Here is a 24255-nt window from a genome sequence, read left to right on the forward strand (position 1 = left end):
CTTTTTCTACGACCTGAGAGGTGTTTATGAATCTTACCAGTATTCCCGCGTTGCAGGATAACTACATCTGGACACTGAACGATGAACAGGGACGCTGTCTGATCGTCGATCCGGGTGAAGCCCGACCGGTGCTGGAAAAAATTCACGCCAATCACTGGCAGCCGCAGGCCATTCTGCTGACCCATCATCATCACGATCACGTGGGCGGCGTTAGCGAACTGCTGGAGCACTATCCGCAACTTGAGGTTTATGGTCCGCAGGAGACCGCCGATAAAGGCGCGCGCACTATTCTCAGTGACGGTGATGAATTTACGCTGCTCGGGCTAAATTTCCGCGTCATCGCAACGCCTGGACACACTTTAGGACATATCTCATATTTCAGCTCACCTTATCTTTTCTGTGGCGATACGATGTTTTCGGGTGGCTGCGGACGACTGTTCGAAGGCACTGCCCAGCAAATGTTTGAGTCGTTTCAAGCGCTTAATCAACTCCCTGCCGATACGCTTATCTGCTGTGCGCATGAATACACTTTATCCAATATGAAGTTTGCTGCGGCTATTCTGCCTCAGGACCCGAAAATTTTGGCAAGGTATCAGCAAATTAAGGACTTACGCGCAGAAAATCGCATTACTTTGCCAACAAAACTGGCGCTGGAGCGTGAAATAAATTTATTCCTGCGTACGCAAGATCCTGATTTGCAAAAGGCTTTAGGCATTAATGTGTCGTCGGCTCCGTTATGGCAGACTTTTGCCGATCTACGCGAGAAGAAAGACCGTTTTTGATATTTCTGGTTGTGTTGTGCCGGTCGCTAACGTATAGTTGCTCGTCTTTTAAGCGAACTATTGACACACACATGAAGGCTAAAGCGATATTACTCGCCTCGGTCTTGCTGGTTGGATGTCAGGCATCAAGGAATGACGCCAGTATCCCGGTACAGCATGCACAGAGTCTGTCTTCAGCTGGTCAAGGTGAAAATGGAAAGTACGGAGATCGCTTGTTGTCGCCGCGCTGGCAAGATGATGGAACCAGCCTCGCAGAAGACACTGATCTCTGGAATCACATTAGTGACGAGTTGAAGATGGGGATTCCGGAAAACCCGCGAATCCGCGAACAAAAAACAAAGTACTTAAAAAATAAGAGCTATCTCCACGATGTAACATTACGGGCAGAGCCGTACATGTACTGGATTGTCGAGCAGATACAGAAACGTAAAATGCCGATGGAACTGGTACTGCTACCCATAGTGGAGAGCGCTTTTGACCCACACGCAACCTCTACTGCGAATGCCGCTGGCATCTGGCAGATCGTTGCGCAAACGGGCAAAAACTATGGTTTGAAACAGAACCAATGGTACGACGGACGCCGCGATGTGGTGGCCTCAACCAAAGTTGCGCTGGATATGATGCAGCGTCTGAACGGCATGTTTGACGGTGACTGGTTACTGACCATCGCCGCCTATAACAGCGGTGAAGGGCGTGTGCTGAAGGCGATGAAACAGAACAAGGCGCGCGGTAAGCCGACCGACTTCTGGCATTTATCGCTGCCACGCGAGACCACGGTTTACGTACCTAAAATGCTGGCCCTGAGTGATATTCTCAAGAACAGCAAGCGCTACGGTATTAAGCTGCCAACCGCCAATGAGAGCCGTGCACTGGCTCGCGTTGAAGTGGGACAGCAGATTGAACTGACGCAGGCCGCAGATATGGCCGGTATGTCGCTCAGCAAGCTGAAGACATTCAATGCCGGGTATAAAAACGGCACCACCGCGCCAAACGGACCGCACTATATTATGGTGCCAAAGTCCAACGTGGCTCAGCTGCGCAATTCACTGGCTTCCGGTGATATTGCTGCGGTACAGCCCGGCGAGCTGGCGAAAGTCAGCGCTGCAGGCAATAGCTATAAGGTCCGCAAAGGCGACACCTTATCGGGCATTGCCAGTAAGCTTGGTGTGAGCGTTAGTGCACTGAAGCAGCAGAATAACCTGCGCAGTGCGTCAGTACGCATCGGTCAGACACTGACCGTTGGCAGCAAAGCTGGCGCGTCGCAGCTGGCGGATAACGGCAACAGCATCACCTACCGTGTGCGTAAGGGTGATTCTTTTGCCAGTATCGCCAAACGTCACGGTGTTAACACCAAAGACGTGATGCGCTGGAACAGTGACGCTAAAGACATTCAGCCCGGCGACAAGCTGACGCTGTTTGTGAAGAATAGCGCAACACCTGATACCTGATGCACCGAAAAGGCTGACTTTTGTCAGCCTTTTTCATTATTTACCTTTCCCTTTCCCGCAGTCAGACACACTTACGCGCAAACCTCATTATTATCGCCGCTGCGCCATGCCTTTAGCGGTCTGAAGTGGTTTATTGAGCAGGATGCGGCTTCAGCGCTGTTAATCATTCGCTTTGGCGTGCAGCACTTGGCTTAACGTTTAGCCGCGCCGGGACTGAATTCAACCAGCAGAGGATTGTGGTCAGAGGCTCGCGTCACCAGCACCGATGCCTCGCTGACCTTCATGTCGCGGTAAAAGACAAAATCCAGCGGGCGGCCAAAGGCTTTGCGCCGATGATCATCAGTAAAGTTTACTTCACGCAGCGCCATCTCACGGGCAAAGCGGTAGAGCGCATTCATACGCTGGCGGCTCCAGGCATTGAAGTCGCCGGCCATGATCACCGGCCCGCGGTGATGCTGGATTTGCTCGCCAATCGGCCCCAGCTGTTTGCTGTACACATCAACGCCGAGGCTGAAATTGACCGCATGAATGTTCACCACCATCAGCATTTCGCCGGTGGGAAGCGGATAGGCAGTGACCAGAGCAGATTTAGACAGCCTCAGTAGCGGCTCACGTTCACGCAGCGGACAGCAGTAGACCGGATGGGCAGAAGCCAGCGTCATGACGCCAGAGGGGTGTTGTGGCAGCACAAAGGCCGGTACCTGATCGGCCGCAAGATAATTGCTGGTGGCGAACTGCACCAGTTCCGGTGTGGTCTGCGCCTCCTGCAGCAGCACCAGATGGGCATCTTTGCCGAAGCCCTGCAGTACTGACATCCAGTCTGCCCGCTGCTGTTTGAAGATATTCCACACCAGCACGCGCAGGGTTGGGTCGGCTGGCAGCGGTGCACCGGGCGGTAACGCCTGCCCAAGATGCAGCATCGCCCCTGGCGGAAAAATCCGCTCAGCAGGCTGACCTGCTACATACCGCATTGCATAAGTTTTTTTTCGCACTGTCCCGCCTGGCTGATTTACGACTACAACTTCACCTGACTGTTATAGGGATTTTAGCGCGGGGTTTCAATTGCTGTTATTGATTGTCGGAATTCGCCTCACAGCCAGCAACGGCAACAGCCCGCCATACGGCAGGCTGTTGTGCGGCTTATTCAGTAATGGCTGCCGTGCGCGGCTTATCCAGCTGGCCACTGAGGCGGACCAGCAGCAGAGCCGCAAACACGATGACGGCACCCACCCATGGCGTCTGCGCCAGACCGTAATGTTCCACGATGTGACCGCCGACGGTTGAACCCAGTGCGATGCCAATATTAAAGGCCGCGATATTCAGCCCTGACGCGACATCAACTGCGCCTGGCGCATAGTGTTCAGCCTTTTGCACCACGTAAACCTGCAGGCCAGGTACGTTAGCAAAGGCAAAGACGCCCATCACCAGCACCGTGAGCAGCGCGAGGTAATGCATGCTGGCGGTGAACTGGAATACCACTAACAGTATGGCCAGCGCGATAAAAATCAGCGTCAGCGCCGGTACCGCCCCGCGGCGATCGGCCAGCCTGCCGCCCCAGATATTCCCGATCGCCACTGCAATACCGTACCCCAGCAGCACGCCACTGACGGCGGTCGGTGAGAAACCGGCCAGTGACTGCATCATCGGTGCCAGGAAGGTGAAGGTGGTAAAAATGCCACCGTAGCCCAGCGCCGTAATCGCGTAAATCAGCAGCAGCCGCGGATTGATCATTACCGCGGCCTGCTGTGCCAGGGAGGTGGCAGGCGGCTGTGCGATGTTACGCGGTACCAGTATCATACTGCTGACCAGCGCAATCACGCCCAGCAGAGAGACCGCCAGAAAACTTTCACGCCAGCCAAAATGCTGACCAATCAGTGTGCCAAGCGGTACGCCGGTGACCAGCGCCACGGTTAAGCCGCCAAACATGATGGCTATCGCACTGGCGGCCTTCTCTTTGCTTACCAGGCTGGTCGCAATGGTTGAGCCGACGGAGAAGAAAACACCGTGCGCCAGACCGGTCAGCAGACGCGCCATCACCAGCGTTTCATAGTTGGGTGCCAGCCAGGCCACCAGATTACCGACGGTAAACAGCGCCATCAGCCCCATCAGCAACTGCTTGCGCGGCAGCTTGCCGGTTAAGGCGGTGAGCACTGGCGCGCCGACGGCTACGCCAAGCGCGTAGATGGATACCAGCATCCCGGCAGAAGGTAACGTAATGCTGAGCTGTTCAGCGATGGTCGGAATCAGCCCGACGATAACAAACTCGGTGGTTCCGATAGCGAAGGCGCTGATGGTCAGCGCCCAGAGTGCAAGTGGCATGGTTGACTCCCAATAATGTTTTGATGGGCGCCATTATCGACTCGTGCTTTAATAACAAAAAGAAGCAAAGTAACAATAAACTTTTGCCTGAGGAGGCATAATGAAGGCATCTTCAGAGGAGTTAAAAGTCTTTATCGCTGTGGTGGAAAGCGGCAGTTTTAGCCGTGCAGCGGAGCAGTTACAGATGGCCAATTCAGCGGTGAGCCGCACGGTGAAGAAGCTGGAGAACAAGCTTGGCGTGTCGCTGCTGACGCGTACCACCCGTCAGCTGGCGCTGACTTATGAAGGCGAACTCTATTTCCGGCGCGTGCAGAAGCTGATCCTTGAGATGGCAACGGCAGAGAATGAGCTGATTGAGCGCCAGCAGGCGCCACAGGGCGTGCTGCGCATCGACGCGGCAACACCAGTGATCCTTAACCTGCTGATGCCGATGATTAAACCCTTTCGCGAACGCTATCCGGCGGTCACGCTATCGCTAATCTCTTCCGAAAGCTTTATCAACCTGATTGATCGTAAAGTGGATGTCGCTATTCGTGCCGGGGATTTAACCGACTCCACGCTGCGTGCCCGGCTGCTGTTCACCAGCTATCGTAAAATGGTCGCTACGCCAGCTTACCTGGCAAAATATGGCACGCCGGCGTCGGTGGAGGCGCTGGCACAGCATCAGTGCCTCGGCTTTGTCGAGACGCCTCGTCTCAATCGCTGGCCCGTGTCGGCTAATGGCAGCGATCTGTATGAAATTGACGCGGCGATGTCATCAAACAGCGGAGAGACGATCAAGCAGCTGTGCCTGAACGATCAGGGTATCGCCTGTCTGTCAGACTTTATGGTGAATGCGGAAATTGCGGCGGGCACTTTTGTAGAGGTGCTGGCGCACCAGTCGGTACCGGTTGAGATGCCTTTTAATGCGGTGTATTACAGCGATTTAGGGGTGAGCCAGCGCGTGCGGGCCTTTATTGATTTTCTCAGCGAGTGGGTCAGAGATCAGCCCTGGCGCGTGCAGGGCTGATGCACGGGAGAATTAATCCCAGTCTGGTGCCAGGCCTTCCGGGCTGACCAGACGCTGCTGGCGATCCAGCGCGGCGATTTGCGCCATGTCGTCCGCATCCAGTGTCAGATCCTGCGCCGCCATATTGCTGGCCAGGTTCTCACGCTTGGTTGAGGAGGGAATCACGGCATAACCCAGTGCCAGTGCCCACGCCAGGACGACCTGCGCGGGTGTGGCCTGATGTTTCTGCGCAATCTGCTTTATCACCTGTTCTTTTAACGCTTCGCCATATGCCAGCGTCATGTATGAAGTGATATGAATGCCCTGCTGTTTCGCGAACTCCACGACCTGGCGATTTTGCAGGAACGGGTGCAGCTCAATCTGGTTGGTTGCAATGTTCTCTGCGCCCACAGCGGCAATGGCCTCTTTCATCAGGGCAATCGGGAAGTTAGAGATACCAATCTGACGCGTCAGACCCGCCTCTTTCGCTGCCATCAATGCCTGCATGCTCTCTTTGACAGATACCGCTGCACCCGGCGATGGCCAGTGGATCAGCGTCAAATCGACATAGTCGGTACGCAGTTTTGCCAGGCTCTGCTGCAGGCTGGGGATCAGTTTGTCGGCGGCGAGATTCTCAATCCAGATTTTAGTGGTGATAAACAGCTCATCACGTGCCACGCCGCTTTCGGCAATAGCCTGACCTACGGCAGCTTCGTTTTCATAAATTTGAGCGGTATCGATGGTGCGGTAACCAAGTTCCAGTGCAGTTTTCACTGAATGAATAACGACATCGTCCTGCAGACGAAATGTTCCTAAACCAAAAGCGGGGATTGTCATGTTTTCCTCATCATTGCGTTGAATGTTGTGATGAGGCGTATTGTGGCAGGATTATTGTTGCTGAAAAATCCGCTTATGAGCAGAGGAATTTTGCGTTTTACTCAACAATGGCGGGTTTTTAGCGGACATGAAAAAGCCCTGACTTTGCAGTCAGGGCTTCTCAGTTTAAGTGGCGGAACGGACGGGGCTCGAACCCGCGACCCCCTGCGTGACAGGCAGGTATTCTAACCAACTGAACTACCGCTCCACCGATTCTGTACTGATATCAGACCGTCGCTGATTTCAGGTGTTTCGCCCTTTCCGCGTCACCGGGAAGGTCACGACCCGATTAGGGGTCTTAAATTGATGCCTGGCAGTTCCCTACTCTCGCATGGGGAGGCCCCACACTACCATCGGCGCTACGGCGTTTCACTTCTGAGTTCGGCATGGGGTCAGGTGGGACCACCGCGCTGTTGCCGCCAGGCAAATTCTTTGTGCCCTGTCCCGCGTCTTTCGCGCTGATGCCGCGTTGGCCGCGCTCGCAAAGTCAGTCACATACTCGTGTATGCTCCTTCCTTTCCTTCGCTTGCCGCCTCGCCTCAGCGCAAAATCCTCCGGACTCGCGTCCGCAGAACAAAGCTGATTCTTTATCCGTCACAAGCTGAAAATTCTCCGGTCTCTCAGACCAAAACGCCTCTGGCGTTGTAAGGTTAAGCCTCACGGGTCATTAGTACCGGTTAGCTCAACGCATCGCTGCGCTTACACACCCGGCCTATCAACGTCGTCGTCTTCAACGTCCCTTCAGGACCCTCAAGGGGTCAGGGAGAACTCATCTCGGGGCAAGTTTCGTGCTTAGATGCTTTCAGCACTTATCTCTTCCGCACTTAGCTACCGGGCAGTGCCATTGGCATGACAACCCGAACACCAGCGGTGCGTTCACTCCGGTCCTCTCGTACTAGGAGCAACCCCCCTCAATTCTCCAGCGCCCACGGCAGATAGGGACCGAACTGTCTCACGACGTTCTAAACCCAGCTCGCGTACCACTTTAAACGGCGAACAGCCGTACCCTTGGGACCTACTTCAGCCCCAGGATGTGATGAGCCGACATCGAGGTGCCAAACACCGCCGTCGATATGAACTCTTGGGCGGTATCAGCCTGTTATCCCCGGAGTACCTTTTATCCGTTGAGCGATGGCCCTTCCATTCAGAACCACCGGATCACTATGACCTGCTTTCGCACCTGCTCGAGCCGTCACTCTCGCAGTCAAGCTGGCTTATGCCATTGCACTAACCTCCTGATGTCCGACCAGGATTAGCCAACCTTCGTGCTCCTCCGTTACGCTTTGGGAGGAGACCGCCCCAGTCAAACTACCCACCAGACACTGTCCGCAGCCCGGATTACGGGCCTACGTTAGAACATCAAACATTAAAGGGTGGTATTTCAAGGTTGGCTCCACGCAGACTGGCGTCCACGCTTCAAAGCCTCCCACCTATCCTACACATCAAGGCTCAATGTTCAGTGTCAAGCTATAGTAAAGGTTCACGGGGTCTTTCCGTCTTGCCGCGGGTACACTGCATCTTCACAGCGATTTCAATTTCACTGAGTCTCGGGTGGAGACAGCCTGGCCATCATTACGCCATTCGTGCAGGTCGGAACTTACCCGACAAGGAATTTCGCTACCTTAGGACCGTTATAGTTACGGCCGCCGTTTACCGGGGCTTCGATCAAGAGCTTCTCCTTGCGGATAACCCCATCAATTAACCTTCCGGCACCGGGCAGGCGTCACACCGTATACGTCCACTTTCGTGTTTGCACAGTGCTGTGTTTTTAATAAACAGTTGCAGCCAGCTGGTATCTTCGACTGGCTTCGGCTCCGGGAGCAAGTCCCTTCACCTACGCGCCAGCGTGCCTTCTCCCGAAGTTACGGCACCATTTTGCCTAGTTCCTTCACCCGAGTTCTCTCAAGCGCCTTGGTATTCTCTACCTGACCACCTGTGTCGGTTTGGGGTACGATTTCGTGTTACCTGGAGCTTAGAGGCTTTTCCTGGAAGCAGGGCATCAGTTACTTCACCGCCGTGGCGGCTCGTCATCACGCCTCAGTGTTAAAGAAGACCGGATTTGCCTGGTCTTCACACCTGCACGCTTAAACCGGGACAACCGTCGCCCGGATAACCTAGCCTTCTCCGTCCCCCCTTCGCAGTAACACCAAGTACAGGAATATTAACCTGTTTCCCATCGACTACGCTTTTCAGCCTCGCCTTAGGGGTCGACTCACCCTGCCCCGATTAACGTTGGACAGGAACCCTTGGTCTTCCGGCGAGCGGGCTTTTCACCCGCTTTATCGTTACTTATGTCAGCATTCGCACTTCTGATACCTCCAGCATGCCTCACAGCACACCTTCAGCGGCTTACAGAACGCTCCCCTACCCAACAACGCATAAGCGTCGCTGCCGCAGCTTCGGTGCATGGTTTAGCCCCGTTACATCTTCCGCGCAGGCCGACTCGACCAGTGAGCTATTACGCTTTCTTTAAATGATGGCTGCTTCTAAGCCAACATCCTGGCTGTCTGTGCCTTCCCACATCGTTTCCCACTTAACCATGACTTTGGGACCTTAGCTGGCGGTCTGGGTTGTTTCCCTCTTCACGACGGACGTTAGCACCCGCCGTGTGTCTCCCGTGATAACATTCTCCGGTATTCGCAGTTTGCATCGGGTTGGTAAGCCGGGATGGCCCCCTAGCCGAAACAGTGCTCTACCCCCGGAGATGAGTTCACGAGGCGCTACCTAAATAGCTTTCGGGGAGAACCAGCTATCTCCCGGTTTGATTGGCCTTTCACCCCCAGCCACAAGTCATCCGCTAATTTTTCAACATTAGTCGGTTCGGTCCTCCAGTTAGTGTTACCCAACCTTCAACCTGCCCATGGCTAGATCACCGGGTTTCGGGTCTATACCCTGCAACTTAACGCCCGGTTAAGACTCGGTTTCCCTTCGGCTCCCCTATGCGGTTAACCTTGCTACAGAATATAAGTCGCTGACCCATTATACAAAAGGTACGCAGTCACCTAACAAGTAGGCTCCCACTGCTTGTACGTACACGGTTTCAGGTTCTGTTTCACTCCCCTCGCCGGGGTTCTTTTCGCCTTTCCCTCACGGTACTGGTTCACTATCGGTCAGTCAGGAGTATTTAGCCTTGGAGGATGGTCCCCCCATATTCAGACAGGATACCACGTGTCCCGCCCTACTCGTCGGACTCACAACTCATGCATCTTCGTGTACGGGGCTGTCACCCGGTATCGCGCGACTTTCCAGACGCTTCCACTGATGCACAAGCTGATTCAGGTCCTGGGCTGCTCCCCGTTCGCTCGCCGCTACTGGGGGAATCTCGGTTGATTTCTTTTCCTCGGGGTACTTAGATGTTTCAGTTCCCCCGGTTCGCCTCGTTTGACTATGTATTCATCAAACGATGATGCACAGAGTGCACCGGGTTTCCCCATTCGGACATCGACGGCTGTAGCGGTTCATATCACCTTACCGTCGCTTTTCGCAGATTAGCACGTCCTTCATCGCCTCTGACTGCCAGGGCATCCACCGTGTACGCTTAGTCGCTTAACCTCACAACCCACAGGCGTTTTGCAACGCTGCAGACTGCAAGCATTTGAGAGACCCGAACGCATCGTGATTCATTTCTTATTACGGAGAAATGAAGCGACGCGTCGTTTCAATTTTCAGCTTGTTCCGGATTGTTAAAGAGCAATATCTCAAACACGACGTTACCGTCAGTTTTGAGATATTCTGTGGAGACACCTTTCACCTGTCACCAAGCAGTGGCGTCCCCTAGGGGATTCGAACCCCTGTTGCCGCCGTGAAAGGGCGGAGTCCTAACCGCTAGACGAAGGGGACACAAAGTGTCACGACTTCGCAGCCGTCCTGCTCGTTACTTTTCTATCAGACAATCTGTGTGAGCACTTCGCGGGAAGGTATCTTCAGGTAAGGAGGTGATCCAACCGCAGGTTCCCCTACGGTTACCTTGTTACGACTTCACCCCAGTCATGAATCACAAAGTGGTAAGCGCCCTCCCGAAGGTTAAGCTACCTACTTCTTTTGCAACCCACTCCCATGGTGTGACGGGCGGTGTGTACAAGGCCCGGGAACGTATTCACCGTAGCATTCTGATCTACGATTACTAGCGATTCCGACTTCATGGAGTCGAGTTGCAGACTCCAATCCGGACTACGACGCACTTTATGAGGTCCGCTTGCTCTCGCGAGGTCGCTTCTCTTTGTATGCGCCATTGTAGCACGTGTGTAGCCCTGGCCGTAAGGGCCATGATGACTTGACGTCATCCCCACCTTCCTCCGGTTTATCACCGGCAGTCTCCTTTGAGTTCCCGGCCGAACCGCTGGCAACAAAGGATAAGGGTTGCGCTCGTTGCGGGACTTAACCCAACATTTCACAACACGAGCTGACGACAGCCATGCAGCACCTGTCTCAGAGTTCCCGAAGGCACCAAAGCATCTCTGCTAAGTTCTCTGGATGTCAAGGCCAGGTAAGGTTCTTCGCGTTGCATCGAATTAAACCACATGCTCCACCGCTTGTGCGGGCCCCCGTCAATTCATTTGAGTTTTAACCTTGCGGCCGTACTCCCCAGGCGGTCGACTTAACGCGTTAGCTCCGGAAGCCACGCCTCAAGGGCACAACCTCCAAGTCGACATCGTTTACGGCGTGGACTACCAGGGTATCTAATCCTGTTTGCTCCCCACGCTTTCGCACCTGAGCGTCAGTCTTCGTCCAGGGGGCCGCCTTCGCCACCGGTATTCCTCCAGATCTCTACGCATTTCACCGCTACACCTGGAATTCTACCCCCCTCTACGAGACTCAAGCCTGCCAGTTTCAAATGCAGTTCCCAGGTTAAGCCCGGGGATTTCACATCTGACTTAACAGACCGCCTGCGTGCGCTTTACGCCCAGTAATTCCGATTAACGCTTGCACCCTCCGTATTACCGCGGCTGCTGGCACGGAGTTAGCCGGTGCTTCTTCTGCGGGTAACGTCAATCGGCAAGGTTATTAACCTCACCGCCTTCCTCCCCGCTGAAAGTACTTTACAACCCGAAGGCCTTCTTCATACACGCGGCATGGCTGCATCAGGCTTGCGCCCATTGTGCAATATTCCCCACTGCTGCCTCCCGTAGGAGTCTGGACCGTGTCTCAGTTCCAGTGTGGCTGGTCATCCTCTCAGACCAGCTAGGGATCGTCGCCTAGGTGAGCCATTACCCCACCTACTAGCTAATCCCATCTGGGCACATCCGATGGTGTGAGGCCCGAAGGTCCCCCACTTTGGTCTTGCGACGTTATGCGGTATTAGCTACCGTTTCCAGTAGTTATCCCCCTCCATCGGGCAGTTTCCCAGACATTACTCACCCGTCCGCCACTCGCCACCCAAAGAGCAAGCTCTTCTGTGCTGCCGTTCGACTTGCATGTGTTAGGCCTGCCGCCAGCGTTCAATCTGAGCCATGATCAAACTCTTCAATTTAAGTTTGATTTGCTGCAACGAGTGCAGCGATGCTCTGTGAATTAAACTTCGTAATGAATTACGTGTTCACTCAGCAAAGACTTGATATTTTTTACGTCCGGAGACGCTGATATCAATCCTGCGAGTGCCCACACAGATTGTCTGATAAATTGTTAAAGAGCGGTGCGACGCGGCGTTCGGCCTGCTGTCGCGAGGTGGCGTATATTACGCTTTCCTCCTTCAGAGTCAAACACTTTTTTCAGCGTTTTTCTCCGGCGGGGTGAATCGCTTCACGCCCTGCTGAGCCGCCTGCGTTGCCGCTTTGCCGTCTCAGTGGTGGCGCATTATAGGGCGAACTTATGGAAGCGCAAGTGCAAATTTCAACTTTTTTACTGTTCGCTTAAGATTTGTGCAGAAGGCCTGATTTCAGGCCTTTTTCATGCGCGCCGGCAGGTCTGCGAGACTATCAATCACCCAGTCTGCGGCCGCTTCGCCTTCGGCGGTGACCGGCTTACCGCTGCGCACCAGCACTTTGGTTCCCACGCCTGCCGCCTTTGCTGCCAGCATATCTTCCAGCTTATCGCCCACCATATAAGAAGCTGCCATATCGATGTTCAGGTGTTTCTGCGCCGAAAGCAGCATGCCCGGTTGCGGCTTGCGGCAATCGCAAGTCTGGCGGTACTCCACGACCGTTGCATCAGGCAGATGCGGACAGAAATAGATGCCGTCGAGATCGACATCGCGATCGGCCAGTGACCAGTCCATCCACTCGGTGAGTTGCATAAACTGATCTTCGGTAAACATGCCGCGCGCGATGCCAGACTGGTTGGTCACCAGCACCAGCGCGTAGCCCATCTTCTTTAACGCCTGCAGCGCTTCAATGGTGCCATCAATAAACTGAAAATTATCGATCTCATGAACATAGCCGTGATCGACATTCAGGGTGCCATCACGATCGAGAAAAATAGCCGGGACTGGGTTCGCCACGTAGAAACTCCTGCTGCAAATAGTGCCGCGCAGTATCGCATGATTGCGCATACCGTGAGAATGGCAGATTGAATGACTTTGATTGATTTAGCCGTCTGGATGCCTTACCATCCATCCAGATTTCGCCTGCCCCGGCGGCGCGAAGACCGATACACCACGGACAACGCAACACGATAACAATTAAACTAATGATTAAACTCGAAAATATCACCAAAGTGTTCCAGCAAGGTTCACGCACTATTCAGGCGTTGTCAAACGTTAGCCTGCACGTGCCTGCCGGACAGATTTATGGCGTCATCGGTTCATCCGGTGCCGGTAAAAGTACGCTCATCCGCTGCGTCAACCTGCTGGAGCGCCCGACATCCGGCCGCGTGCTGGTTGACGGTCAGGATCTCACCGCGCTCTCTTCCGGGCAGTTAACGCTGGCGCGCCGCCAGATTGGCATGATCTTCCAGCACTTCAACCTGATGAACTCCCGCACCGTGTCGGGCAACGTTGCGCTGCCGCTTGAGCTGGGTAACCTGTCACGCGAAGCGATCAAAAAGCGCGTCAGCGAACTGCTGGAGCTGGTCGGTCTGGCGGACAAACACGACAGCTGGCCGGCGAATCTGTCCGGCGGTCAGAAACAGCGCGTCGCGATTGCCCGTGCGCTGGCCAGCAATCCGAAGGTCCTGCTGTGTGATGAAGCCACCAGCGCGCTGGACCCGGCCACTACCCGCTCGATTCTGGAGCTGCTGAAAGACATCAACCGTCGGCTCGGCATCACTATTCTGCTGATTACTCACGAGATGGATGTGGTGAAACGCATCTGCGATCAGGTAGCGGTGATCAGCAACGGCGAACTGATTGAAAAAGACAGCGTCAGCGAAGTGTTCTCGCATCCGAAAACGCCCCTGGCCCAGCAGTTTATTCAGTCAACGTTGCATCTGGATATTCCGGATGATTACCAGCAGCGCATGCAGGCGAGCGCGGGCAGCGAGAGCGTGCCACTGCTGCGGCTGGAGTTCACCGGTAAATCGGTGGATGCGCCGCTGCTGTCAGAAGCCGCGCGCCGTTTCAACGTCAATAACAACATTATCAGTGCCCAGATGGATTACGCCGGTGGCGTGAAGTTCGGCATCATGCTGGCCGAAATGGACGGCAGTGAAACAGATACACAAGCCGCTATTGCCTGGCTGAAAGAAAATCATGTGAAAGTAGAGGTGCTGGGTTATGTCTGAAGCGATGCTGTGGTTACTGACGCGTGGCGTCTGGGAAACGCTGATGATGACCTTCGTTTCTGGTTTCTTTGGCTTTGTGCTTGGCCTGCCGGTTGGCGTACTGCTGTACGTCACGCGTCCGGGACAGATTCTGGCCAACACTGCGCTGTATCGCGTGCTGTCAGCCATCGTCAATATTTTCCGTTCTATTCCTTTCATTATCCTGCTGGTGTGGATGATTCCGTTTACCCGTGCCATCGTCGGCACCTCCATTGGTCTGCAGGCGGCCATCGTTCCGCTGACCGTGGGCGCGGCGCCGTTTATCGCCCGTATGGTGGAGAGCGCGCTGCTTGAGTTGCCGACCGGACTGATTGAAGCCTCGCGCGCCATGGGTGCCACACCGCTGCAGATCGTGCGTAAAGTGCTGCTGCCGGAAGCGCTGCCAGGGCTGGTGAATGCCGCTACAATTACCCTGATTACGCTGGTGGGCTACTCCGCCATGGGTGGTGCTGTGGGCGCGGGCGGTCTGGGCCAGATTGGCTATCAGTATGGTTACATCGGCTATAACGCCACCGTGATGAATACCGTGCTGATTTTGCTGGTGGTGCTGGTGTATTTAATTCAGTTCTGTGGTGACCGCATCGTGCGTGCGGTGTCACATAAATAAGCAAACAACATCAATAGTCCTCTATTAAGGAAAGGATATGTCTTTCACATTTAAAAAGATTGCCGCTGTGGGTGCTCTGATTGGCGCGATTGCGCTGGCAGGATGCGATCAGAAAGAGAAAGATCCCAACCACATTAAAGTGGGTGTGATTGTCGGGGCTGAGCAGCAGGTTGCGGAAACTGCCGTGAAAGTCGCGAAAGAGAAATACGGTCTCGATGTTGAACTGGTTACCTTTAACGATTACGTGCTGCCTAACGAAGCGCTGAGCAAAGGCGATATTGACGTTAACGCCTTCCAGCACAAGCCGTACCTCGATCAGCAGATCAAAGACCGCGGCTACAAACTGGTGCCGGTCGGCAACACCTTCGTTTATCCGATTGCCGGCTACTCGAAAAAAATCAAATCGCTGGATGAGCTGCAGAACGGTGCGCAGATCGCTATCCCGAACGATCCAACCAACCTCGGTCGTTCTCTGCTGCTGCTGCAGAAAGTGGGCCTGATCAAACTGAAAGATGGCGTGGGCCTGCTGCCAACCTCACTGGATATCACTGAGAATCCAAAGAACCTGAAGATTGTTGAGCTGGAAGCGCCACAGCTGCCACGTTCACTGGACGATCAGCAGATTGCGCTGGCGGTGATCAACACCACTTACGCCAGCCAGATTGGCCTGACCCCGGCGAAAGACGGCATCTTCGTCGAAGATAAAGACTCGCCGTACGTGAACCTGATCGTTAGCCGCGAAGACAACAAAGACGCGGAGAACGTGAAGAAGTTTGTTGAGGCTTATCAGTCAGACGAAGTGTCTGAAGCCGCCAACAAAATCTTCAACGGCGGCGCAGTGAAAGGCTGGTAATTATCCCTTTCATGCGGTGCAGGGCGGCTTCGGCCGCCCTTTCTATTTCAGCATGTGGCAGCTGACTTGTTATTTCTGGTCGTCCTTGTTTCAATAACGCCACTTTTTATTACATGAGGATGTTGCCATGCGTTTTTTACCGCTCTGCTTGTTGGCATTGATGCTGACCGGGTGCGTGCGTGAATATCACCCAATAAGCAGTGCTCCGTCTCGCCCGCAGCAATCAACCAGCGAACCTCAGCGCAAACCGGCTGCGCGTCCGGCCCCGGTGAAGATCTATACCGATGCGACCGATCTGGTCAGCAATCCGTTCCGCGATCTGGGCGAAGTGTCGGGTGATGATTGCCAGAGCAGCACCCAGGACTCACCGCCGAACCTCAATACCGCGCGTAAACGCCTGCAGATTAAAGCGGCCGGCATGAAAGCCAACGCCGTGCTGCTGCACAAGTGTGAAATTGTCTCCAGCACGCCAGGCTGCTATCGCCAGGCGGTATGCCAGGGTTCCGCGCTGAAAGTCTCCAATCAATGAGTGAATTTGCCTTTGCGCAAATCGGTGTGATCCGTTCGCCGTGGAAAGAGAAATTTGCCGTACCGCGCCAGCCGGGTCTGGTGCAGGACGGCGGTGGCGAACTGCATCTGCTGGCGCCGTACAATCAGCCTGAAGCGGTGCGTGGACTGGAGGCATTCAGCCATTTGTGGGTGCTGTTCGTCTTTCACCAGACCATGGCCGGCGGCTGGCGCCCAACCGTACGCCCGCCGCGCCTCGGCGGTAATGCCCGCATGGGCGTATTTGCCACCCGCTCGACCTTTCGCCCCAATCCTATCGGCATGTCGCTGGTTGAGCTCAAAGGCATCCGCTGCGAGCAGCAACAGGTGATTCTGCAATTAGGCAGCCTCGATTTGGTGGACGGCACCCCTGTGGTGGATATCAAGCCTTACCTGCCCTTCGCCGAAGCGCTGCCTGAGGCGCGCGCGGGTTTCGCCCAGAGCGCGCCCGACGCCAGCATGCCGGTGCGTTTCTCCGCGCAGGCGCAGCAGCAGCTGCAGCAGCAGCAACGCCACTACCCGCAGCTGGCGCGCTTTATCACTGAAGTGCTGGCGCAGGATCCGCGCCCGGCTTATCGCAAAGGTGAAAGCCCTGGCCGTGAATATGCCGCCTGGCTGCTCGACTTTAATGTGCGCTGGCGCATTGACGCGGCGGGAACCGAGGTGATCGCGCTCGATCCGCGCTAAAACAAGCTTTTGAGTGACGGATCTCGCTGGTACACTAGCCGCCAGCAAATTTTTTGTTCGTATCCTTCCGTACAACTGGAATCGTAAATTAATGCGTACTACTCAATATCTGCTCTCCACCCTGAAGGAGACGCCTTCCGATGCTGAAGTGATCAGCCACCAGCTGATGCTGCGCGCCGGTATGATCCGCAAACTGGCTTCCGGTCTCTATACCTGGCTGCCGACCGGTATTCGCGTGCTGCGAAAAGTTGAAAACATCGTGCGCGAAGAGATGAACAACGCCGGTGCGATTGAGATCTCAATGCCGGTGGTTCAGCCAGCCGATTTGTGGGAAGAGAGCGGTCGCTGGGAGCAGTACGGCCCGGAGCTGCTGCGCATTAAAGACCGCCACGAACGTCCGTTTGTGCTGGGTCCGACCCATGAAGAAGTGGTCACCGACCTGATCCGCAACGAGCTCAGCTCCTATAAGCAGCTGCCGCTCAACGTCTATCAGATCCAGACCAAATTCCGTGATGAAGTACGCCCGCGTTTTGGCGTGATGCGTTCGCGCGAATTCATCATGAAGGATGCGTATTCGTTCCACACCTCGCAGGAGTCGCTGCAGGAAACTTACGATGCGATGTACCGCGCCTACAGCCAGAGCTTCAGCCGCATGGGGCTGGATTTCCGCGCCGTGCAGGCCGATACCGGTTCGATTGGCGGCAGCGGCTCGCATGAATTCCAGGTGCTGGCGCAGAGTGGTGAAGATGATGTGATCTTCTCCAGCGAGTCCGATTACGCGGCCAACATTGAGAAAGCCGAAGCGCTGGCACCTGCCGGTGAGCGCCCGGCGGCAACGCAGGCGCTGACGCAGTTCGCTACGCCAGACGCGAAAACCATCGCCGAGCTGGTCGAACAGCATCAGATCCCGGTAGAAAAAACGGTGAAAACGCTGATTGTGAAAGCCAGCGAAGAGAGCGGTCATTCGCTGGTTGCGCTGCTGTTACGCGGCGACCACGAGCTCAACGAAATCAAAGCCGAGCATCTGGACATTGTGGCCGCGCCACTGGAAATGGGCAGCGAGGAAGAGATTCGCGCCGCCATCGGTGCCGGTTTTGGCTCTCTCGGTCCGGTCGGTCTGACCATCCCGGTGATTGCTGACCGCACCGTGGCAAAAATGAGTGACTTCGCGGCAGGCGCCAACATTGATGGCCAGCACTATGCCGGCATCAACTGGGGCCGCGATCTGCCAGAAGCACGCGTAGAAGATATTCGTAACGTGGTAGAAGGCGATCCGAGCCCGGATGGCAAAGGCGTGCTGATGATTAAGCGCGGCATTGAAGTCGGCCACATCTTCCAGCTCGGCACCAAATATTCGGACGCGATGAAAGCAGCGGTACAGGGTGAAGATGGTCGCAACCAGATCATGACCATGGGCTGCTACGGTATCGGTATCACCCGCGTCGTGGCGGCGGCTATCGAACAGAACCACGACGAGCGCGGGATTATCTGGCCTGCAGCGCTGGCACCGTTCGAAGTGGCGATTCTGCCAATGAACATGCACAAATCCTTCCGCGTGAAAGAGCTGGCGGAACAGCTGTACAACGAGCTGCGCGCCAAAGGCATCGACGTCATTCTTGACGATCGTAAAGAGCGTCCGGGCGTGATGTTCGCCGATATGGAACTGATCGGCGTACCGCACACTATCGTGATTGGCGACCGCAACCTGGATAACCAGGAGATCGAGTACAAAGCCCGCGCCGCCAGCGAGAAGCAGATGATTAAGCAGCACGACATCGTCGACTTCCTCAGCCGCGCCCTCAACAAGTAATCCCCTGACGCCTCCTGCCGGAGGCGTTTTTTTTAGCGTAGCTTGCCGCGCAGCGCCTTCACATTGCTGCGTCGTGATTTACCTTCCAGCCGCCGCTCTCTGGACGCCCGCGTCGGGCGCGTCGCGCGGCGCACTTTCTCCACCGTTGTCAGCTCGCGTATCAGGTTGATTAGCCGCTGCAGCGCCGCTTCGCGGTTCATCTCCTGGCTGCGATACTCCTGCGCTTTGATAATCACCACGCCATCGGCGCTGATCAAGTGGTGGTTCGCCTCCAGCAGCCGCTGTTTATAAAACGGCGGTAGCGACGAGGCGTGAATATCGAAACGCAGATGGATAGCGGTCGACGTCTTATTGACGTGCTGGCCGCCCGCGCCCTGAGCGCGAATGGCACTGAGCTCCACTTCATTGTCCGCAATTGAAACACTACGTGACAGCACAATCATCTGCCACCTGCCGTTATCAGCGCGGTTGTATCCGGAAATAACCTGTTCATCAACTTAACCTTTTGTGCGCCGCCAGGCTGGCTGAGACCAGTGCTGGCTGTCACTTTTTGCCCTTTCTTTGCCACCTTCCCTGCGCCCCCTGGCTGATTTCCAGCGAACCCCTGTGATATAGTCGCATATCAACCAGAGTATTGATGCTCTGCTGAGGAGGTGTATGTGCAAAAGTATTGTGAGTTAGTTCGCCAGAAGTATGCCGGGATTGGCAGCGGCGACCTGGGGTATGTGCCAGACGCGATCGGATGCGCACTGAAAGCACTCAATGATATTGCCGCTAATTCTGCGCTAAACTCTTCTGTCAGGGAACAGGCAGCGTATGCCGCTGCAAACTTATTGGTGAGCGACTATGTTGACGAATGAAGCCTACAAACCCATCAACTGTGATGACTACGACAACCTCGAGCTCGCCTGTACCAAACACTGGACGCTGTCGCTGGAGCTCAAAAACGGCGACCAGCTGAAGGCGAAAGCCGTGGACATGGTCTCACGTAAAAACGTCGAGTATCTTGCGGTCGACCTCTCCGGTGAAACGCGCGAGCTGCGTCTCGACCACATCGCCAGCTTCAGCCATCCCGAGCTGGGCACCGTTATCGTCAGCGAAGACGAATAATCTCTCCCCGGGCGGGAAAGCTATTCCCGCCCACCTCGCTTAAGGCTGCAGCGAAGCGTAGTACGCCGCTAAATCATCCATATCCTGATCGCTCAACCCGGCCACAAAGGCTTTCATCACCTCTGCCTGACCGCCACTGCGCTCGCCTTTTTTGTAGGCCTGCAGCGAATGCAGCAGGTAAGGTGCATGCTGCCCGGCCAGATTAGGGTAAAGCGGCACCGCGCTCTTACCTTCCGCGCCATGGCAGGCCATACAGCTGGCGGCTTTCTGCGCGCCAGCCCTGACGTCGCCCTGCGCAAACGCCGGCAGCGCAGCAGCCAGTAGCGCCGCGACAATCCACTGTTTCATCATTGCTGTTCCTTTTTAGGGTGTTGACCAGATCGCCTGCCAGCCTTGCGTCTCGCCCGCCGCGCCTGCGCGGGTGACAAACAGCCCGGGCGCGGCAATCAACGTCTGGTTGTAGTAAATCAACGGAATGCGTTCGCGCTGCCACGGCGGGACGCCCAGCTCCTGCCACAGTTTTTTCATTTCGCGACCACCAGCCCGGCCGACAACATGGTGATAGCCGTGGGCCTGAAAGCGCACAATAACCTGCTCATCTGCCACCGGCTGGCGCAGTTCCGCCAGCGCCGGGCTGGCACGCAGTTCACCCAGCCCATCAGGCAAAATTAATGGCTGCGTCAGCGGCTGCCAGGTTAGCGAGTGCTGACTCAGTGAGTGCTGTCGCGGCAGCCAGTAAAGCCGTTCCCGGTAGCGCCGCAGTTCGTGCGCGCCAAAGCGCAGACATGGCTGCGCATCTTCACGGCTGTGCATCACCTCGTCGGTAATGCGCTGCAGCGCGTCGCGCGCGGGCATTGCACCACCGCGTTCGCCAATCCAGCGCCGCAGCAGCGCGTGCCGTCGCGCCTCGCTACAGGCCAGCAGCGGCGGAAAATGCAGCGCGCCCTGGGCATCGGTCAGTTGCGCCAGCTGCTCGCTGAGCAGCTCATCCAGCAGTTGCTCCTGCTCACCGCACAGCGCTGCGCTGCGGGCGCTGGCCGCGCTGAAGTGCGGCCAGCGCGCCTGCAGCAGCGGCAGCACGTCCTGGCGCAGGAAATTGCGATCGTAGCGACGGTCAGCGTTGCTCTCATCGTCAATCCAGTCCAGCTGGTGCCCGACAGCGTAAGCTTCCAACTGCTGACGGCTGAGGTTGAGCAACGGGCGCAGATGCCAGTGGCCGTTAACCTGCCGCTGCTGCGGCATCGCCGCCAGACCAGCCGGACCGCTGCCGCGTTTCAGCGCCAGCAGCAGCGTTTCAGCCTGGTCATCGAGGTGCTGAGCAGTAAGTAAGTACTCACCGGGTTGCAGATGACTAAATAACGCCTGATAGCGCGCCGTGCGGGCTGCGGCTTCGATCCCGCCGGCGCGAGCGTCCACCTGCACGCGCAGCACCTCGCAGGGAATGTGCCACTGCTGACACTGCTGCTGGCAGTGCGCCGCCCAGCGATCGGCGTTGGGGCTTAAACCATGATGCACATGTAATGCGCGCACGCGCAGCTGCGGCTGCTGGCGTTGCCAGCTCACTAACTGATGTAGCAGGACGCTGGAATCGAGCCCGCCGCTGAATGCCAGCACGCAGCGGGCATCGGCTGGCAGCAGCGCAGCAAGATGAGAAAAGGACATGCACGCATTCCGTTGAGGTGAACCGCCGGATTGCGGCTCACTGCGCGCGCTATTTTACGCCTGATACAGCTCCAGCGGCAAACCGTCCGGATCGGGGAAGAAAGTACAGGCTTTACCGGTGAGAGCATCGATGCGGATCGGCTCGCACACCACGCCCTTTTCTGCCAGCGCGGCAACCGACTGTTCGACATCATCCACACAAAACGCCAGATGGCGCAGCCCGCACGCTTCCGGCCCGCTGACGCGCGGCGGCGGCGCAGGAAATGAGAACAGCTCAATGGTATAGACGCCATTAAGGCCAAGGTCGCCTTTCCATGAGTCGCGCTCAGCGCGATAGTATTCACCCAGTAGCTCAAAGCCCAGCACGTCGCAGTAAAACGCCTTACTGCGCTGATAATCGGTGGCAATAATGGCGATGTGGTGGATCTGTTTTATCTGCAGCATAGCGGCTCCGAAAGTATTCTGAGCCGCTTAGCCTACGTGCCCGGCGCGGCGCTGAAAAGAGGCAATTATCTGAAGTTAGCGCACAGGTTCGTCGCGCAGCACGCGCACCAGATAGCGACCGTCGTCGGTGAGCGTGGCACCGTGAATATCCGTTTCAAAGCCGGGATAGTGCCGCCCGATGGTGCAGAGCATCAGCAGGAAATCCAGCACCGCCCGGCTCTGTTCGGTAATCATCTCGCCCGGCATCACCAGCGGCACGCCTGGCGGATAAGGCAGGATCATGTTGGCTGAAATCCGCCCAACCAGCTCACGAATGTCCACGGTTTCCACCTGCCCCTGCACCTGCCGCTGAAACGCCTGGTGCGGCGTCATCTTCATCTCCGGCAGAACGTCGAATGCCCGCAGCATCAGACGCGGCAGATCGTGCTGCAGGATCAGCTGATGAATGCCCTGCGCCAGCGTCTGGATGCGCATGTTACGGTAGAAGTCAGGATCTTCAGCATAGAGATCCGGCAGCATGTTTTTTACCCGCAGGTTGAGATCGTAGGCGCGTTTAAACTCCGTCAGTCCGCGCAGCACGCTCATCGCTTTGGTTTTATCGATGCCAATGCTGAACAGGAACAGCAAATTGTACGGTCCGGTCTTCTCCACCACGATGCCACGCTGATCGAGGAATTTCGCCACCAGCGCGGCCGGAATGCCCTCTTCCGCCATCTGGCCCAGTTCGCTCATGCCCGGCGTAAGTATGGTGACTTTGATGGGATCAAGGTACATATGATCGCGATCGGCGTGCGTAAAGCCGTGCCACGCCTCGTCACCCGGCTGAATTGGCCAGCATTCGGCTTCATCGACCTGCTCCGGCTGCCAGATATCAAAGAACCAGCCGTCAGACTCTTCGCGCAGCCGCTGGATCTCGCGGCGAAAATGCAGCGCGCGCTCCACCGAGCGATTAATCAGCCGCCGGCCCGGATTACCGCGCAGCATCGCCGCCGCGGTCTCAATCGAAGAGACGATCGCGTAGCTCGGCGAGGTGGTGGTGTGCATCATGTAGGCTTCGTTGAAGGTGTCGTGATCGTAATCGCCCTTGATGTGAATCAGCGACGCCTGTGAGAACGCCGCCAGCAGTTTGTGGGTCGACTGGGTTTCATAGATCACTTTGCCGGGAATGCGCTCGCCGCTCATGCCACTTTTGCCGCTGTAGATAGGGTGAAAATTGGTGTATGGCACCCAGGCGGAATCGAAATGGATGGACGGCACGTCCAGCGTCTGTTTGATGTACTGCGTGTTATACAGCAGACCGTCGTAGGTTGAGTTGGTGATGACCGCATGCACCGGCCAGCTGGCGCGCGGGGTAGCGTTAACTTTCTGCTGGATGCTGTCGCGGGTGAATTCGCGCTTAGGGATGCCACCCAAAATGCCCAGCGCGTTGCGCGTTGGTTTGAGCCAGATGGGGATGATGTCGCTCATCATCAGCAGATGCGTCAGCGATTTGTGGCAGTTACGGTCAATCAATACCGTGCTGCCGGCCGGTGCGGCGTACATTCCGACGATTTTATTCGAGGTCGACGTGCCGTTGGTGACCATATAGCTCTGCTCAGCGCCAAAGGTGCGCGCCACATACTCTTCTGCTTCGAGGTGCGGACCGGTGTGATCGAGCAGCGAACCCAGTTCGGTGACCGAGATCGATACATCCGCTTTGAGCGTGTTGGCGCCGAAGAAATCATAGAACAGGCTGCCGACCGGGCTTTTCTGAAACGCTGTGCCGCCCATGTGGCCCGGCGTGCAGAAGGTGTATTTCCCCTCTTTAACGTAGGTGAACAGCGCTTTGGTCAGCGGCGGCATAATTTTGTCGATGTACTCATCGGTGTACTGCCGGATATGCAGTGCGATATCGTCAGCGGCGTTGAGCGCGTATTCGAAGAAGTGCAGCGCCATGCGCATTTCATTAATGCTGACATCCATCTGCGAATGGGTGTTGATGAAGGCATACAGCGGCAGCGATTCGTTGAGCTGATTGATGTCGCTGCATAGCGCCAGGCTGTAGTCGTCCCAGTCAAATATCACCCCGCAGACGCGCGGGTTGTGTTCGATCAGTTTCAGCAGGTCGCTGGCATTGTTGGGATAAACGGTCTGGAAACCCTGCAGCTTCAGCGCCGCGTCCAGTTCGCGAATCGGTTCATCTTTGTAGAACGCGCCGTGCGGTCCCATGATCGCAATAATATTCAATGCTCACCTCCTGTGGTGTTGTGGCACGGAATAAGGATAGCGAAAAGTGGCGGGTGAATGTTCCGGAATAGCGCCGTTGTTGGCCTGATGTTTGCCAGCGATGCATCTCAGGTCGCCATGAATGGCGACCCTACAGGATCACTGCCCGGTTTTTCCCAGGGTGCGCATTGAGGTACAAACAGGCATAAAAAAAGCGGACCGG

Annotated in this window: 20 protein-coding genes, 2 tRNA genes and 3 rRNA genes; 11 read left to right on the plus strand and 14 right to left on the minus strand. The window is 56.0% G+C overall.

From position 1 onward, the window contains the following. The first annotated feature begins 26 nt into the window (after nt 1-26). Nucleotides 27-782, plus strand: coding sequence for a hydroxyacylglutathione hydrolase (gene gloB / locus ABVR31_RS15025; RefSeq protein WP_021507308.1), 756 nt, complete (start codon nt 27-29; stop codon nt 780-782). 71 nt (nt 783-853) lie between these two features. Then, nucleotides 854-2230 (plus strand): murein transglycosylase D, encoded by a 1377-nt coding sequence (gene mltD, locus ABVR31_RS15030; RefSeq protein ID WP_288421317.1) that lies wholly within the window; start codon nt 854-856, stop codon nt 2228-2230. Between the two features lie 191 nt (nt 2231-2421). On the opposite strand, the gene ABVR31_RS15035 is transcribed toward mltD, so the two are convergent. Together ABVR31_RS15035 and ABVR31_RS15040 are read right to left on the minus strand one after the other, a co-directional pair. Then, nucleotides 2422-3222: an endonuclease/exonuclease/phosphatase family protein gene (locus ABVR31_RS15035; RefSeq protein ID WP_031279675.1), complete on the minus strand. Its 801-nt coding sequence runs from the start codon at nt 3220-3222 to the stop codon at nt 2422-2424. Between the two features lie 148 nt (nt 3223-3370). Then, nucleotides 3371-4549 carry an MFS transporter gene (locus ABVR31_RS15040; RefSeq protein WP_021507311.1) on the minus strand — a complete coding sequence of 393 codons (1179 nt, stop codon included), beginning with the start codon at nt 4547-4549 and terminating at the stop codon, nt 3371-3373. 100 nt (nt 4550-4649) lie between these two features. On the opposite strand from ABVR31_RS15040, the gene yafC reads away from it, so the two are divergent. Then, a complete protein-coding gene (yafC, locus tag ABVR31_RS15045) occupies nt 4650-5558 on the plus strand; it encodes a DNA-binding transcriptional regulator YafC (protein ID WP_021507312.1) in 909 nt (302 codons plus the stop codon). 12 nt (nt 5559-5570) lie between these two features. On the opposite strand, the gene dkgB is transcribed toward yafC, so the two are convergent. The 7 genes from dkgB to gmhB all read right to left on the minus strand — a co-directional run bounded on the left by dkgB (nt 5571) and on the right by gmhB (nt 12849). Continuing rightward, complete coding sequence (gene dkgB / locus ABVR31_RS15050; protein WP_088516998.1) at nt 5571-6374, minus strand: 2,5-didehydrogluconate reductase DkgB; 804 nt, start codon at nt 6372-6374, stop codon at nt 5571-5573. A 170-nt stretch (nt 6375-6544) separates the two neighbouring features. Continuing rightward, nucleotides 6545-6621, minus strand: a tRNA-Asp gene (locus ABVR31_RS15055). Between the two features lie 100 nt (nt 6622-6721). After that, nucleotides 6722-6837, minus strand: a 5S ribosomal RNA gene (gene rrf, locus ABVR31_RS15060). Between the two features lie 222 nt (nt 6838-7059). Then, nucleotides 7060-9965: ribosomal RNA gene (locus ABVR31_RS15065) — 23S ribosomal RNA — on the minus strand. A gap of 213 nt (nt 9966-10178) precedes the next feature. After that, nucleotides 10179-10253 (minus strand) — tRNA-Glu (locus tag ABVR31_RS15070). An 88-nt stretch (nt 10254-10341) separates the two neighbouring features. Beyond that, nucleotides 10342-11883: ribosomal RNA gene (locus tag ABVR31_RS15075) — 16S ribosomal RNA — on the minus strand. The 16S, 23S and 5S rRNA genes sit together here with 2 tRNA genes alongside, the layout of an rRNA operon. A 405-nt stretch (nt 11884-12288) precedes the next feature. After that, nucleotides 12289-12849: a D-glycero-beta-D-manno-heptose 1,7-bisphosphate 7-phosphatase gene (gene gmhB / locus ABVR31_RS15080; RefSeq protein ID WP_141496279.1), complete on the minus strand. Its 561-nt coding sequence runs from the start codon at nt 12847-12849 to the stop codon at nt 12289-12291. Nucleotides 12850-13037: 188 nt separating this feature from the next. On the opposite strand from gmhB, the gene metN reads away from it, so the two are divergent. From metN to proS, 6 genes are all read left to right on the plus strand, one after another. Beyond that, nucleotides 13038-14069: a methionine ABC transporter ATP-binding protein MetN gene (gene metN, locus ABVR31_RS15085; RefSeq protein ID WP_058759540.1), complete on the plus strand. Its 1032-nt coding sequence runs from the start codon at nt 13038-13040 to the stop codon at nt 14067-14069. Continuing rightward, nucleotides 14062-14715: a methionine ABC transporter permease MetI gene (locus ABVR31_RS15090; RefSeq protein ID WP_372773338.1), complete on the plus strand. Its 654-nt coding sequence runs from the start codon at nt 14062-14064 to the stop codon at nt 14713-14715. The genes metN and ABVR31_RS15090 overlap by 8 nt, the downstream gene beginning before the upstream one ends. A gap of 37 nt (nt 14716-14752) precedes the next feature. Further along, the gene (locus ABVR31_RS15095) at nt 14753-15568 is read left to right on the plus strand and encodes a MetQ/NlpA family lipoprotein (protein ID WP_021507465.1); all 816 of its coding nucleotides are present in this window, start codon (nt 14753-14755) and stop codon (nt 15566-15568) included. Between the two features lie 127 nt (nt 15569-15695). Further along, nucleotides 15696-16097, plus strand: a complete 402-nt coding sequence (gene rcsF / locus ABVR31_RS15100) for an Rcs stress response system protein RcsF (protein ID WP_021507466.1) — start codon at nt 15696-15698, stop codon at nt 16095-16097. Further along, complete coding sequence (tsaA, locus tag ABVR31_RS15105; protein WP_058774790.1) at nt 16094-16801, plus strand: tRNA (N6-threonylcarbamoyladenosine(37)-N6)-methyltransferase TrmO; 708 nt, start codon at nt 16094-16096, stop codon at nt 16799-16801. The genes rcsF and tsaA overlap by 4 nt, the downstream gene beginning before the upstream one ends. A 91-nt stretch (nt 16802-16892) precedes the next feature. Beyond that, nucleotides 16893-18611: a proline--tRNA ligase gene (gene proS / locus ABVR31_RS15110; RefSeq protein WP_132466636.1), complete on the plus strand. Its 1719-nt coding sequence runs from the start codon at nt 16893-16895 to the stop codon at nt 18609-18611. A gap of 32 nt (nt 18612-18643) precedes the next feature. Here the strand turns inward: proS and arfB are convergent, their stop codons facing one another. After that, on the minus strand, nt 18644-19054 hold the full coding sequence (arfB, locus tag ABVR31_RS15115; RefSeq protein ID WP_021507469.1) for an alternative ribosome rescue aminoacyl-tRNA hydrolase ArfB: 411 nt from the start codon (nt 19052-19054) through the stop codon (nt 18644-18646). A gap of 216 nt (nt 19055-19270) precedes the next feature. On the opposite strand from arfB, the gene ABVR31_RS15120 reads away from it, so the two are divergent. Both ABVR31_RS15120 and rof read left to right on the plus strand, forming a co-directional pair. After that, nucleotides 19271-19471: a YaeP family protein gene (locus ABVR31_RS15120; protein ID WP_021507470.1), complete on the plus strand. Its 201-nt coding sequence runs from the start codon at nt 19271-19273 to the stop codon at nt 19469-19471. Further along, on the plus strand, nt 19458-19721 hold the full coding sequence (gene rof / locus ABVR31_RS15125) for a Rho-binding antiterminator (RefSeq protein ID WP_021507471.1): 264 nt from the start codon (nt 19458-19460) through the stop codon (nt 19719-19721). Before ABVR31_RS15120 ends, rof begins: the two co-directional genes overlap by 14 nt. A 39-nt stretch (nt 19722-19760) precedes the next feature. On the opposite strand, the gene ABVR31_RS15130 is transcribed toward rof, so the two are convergent. The 4 genes from ABVR31_RS15130 to ABVR31_RS15145 all read right to left on the minus strand — a co-directional run bounded on the left by ABVR31_RS15130 (nt 19761) and on the right by ABVR31_RS15145 (nt 24053). Beyond that, nucleotides 19761-20069: a cytochrome c gene (locus ABVR31_RS15130; RefSeq protein ID WP_058780481.1), complete on the minus strand. Its 309-nt coding sequence runs from the start codon at nt 20067-20069 to the stop codon at nt 19761-19763. 15 nt (nt 20070-20084) lie between these two features. Beyond that, on the minus strand, nt 20085-21383 hold the full coding sequence (tilS, locus tag ABVR31_RS15135; protein ID WP_141496278.1) for a tRNA lysidine(34) synthetase TilS: 1299 nt from the start codon (nt 21381-21383) through the stop codon (nt 20085-20087). 54 nt (nt 21384-21437) lie between these two features. Next, entirely contained in the window at nt 21438-21827 is a 390-nt protein-coding gene (locus ABVR31_RS15140; RefSeq protein WP_058770579.1) for a VOC family protein, read from the minus strand. 75 nt (nt 21828-21902) lie between these two features. Next, nucleotides 21903-24053 (minus strand): lysine decarboxylase LdcC, encoded by a 2151-nt coding sequence (locus ABVR31_RS15145; RefSeq protein ID WP_059010415.1) that lies wholly within the window; start codon nt 24051-24053, stop codon nt 21903-21905. Nucleotides 24054-24255: the final 202 nt, after the last annotated feature.

Origin of the sequence: Pantoea sp. WEP, assembly GCF_041678305.1 — a bacterium.
GTDB lineage: Bacteria > Pseudomonadota > Gammaproteobacteria > Enterobacterales > Enterobacteriaceae > Pantoea > Pantoea dispersa.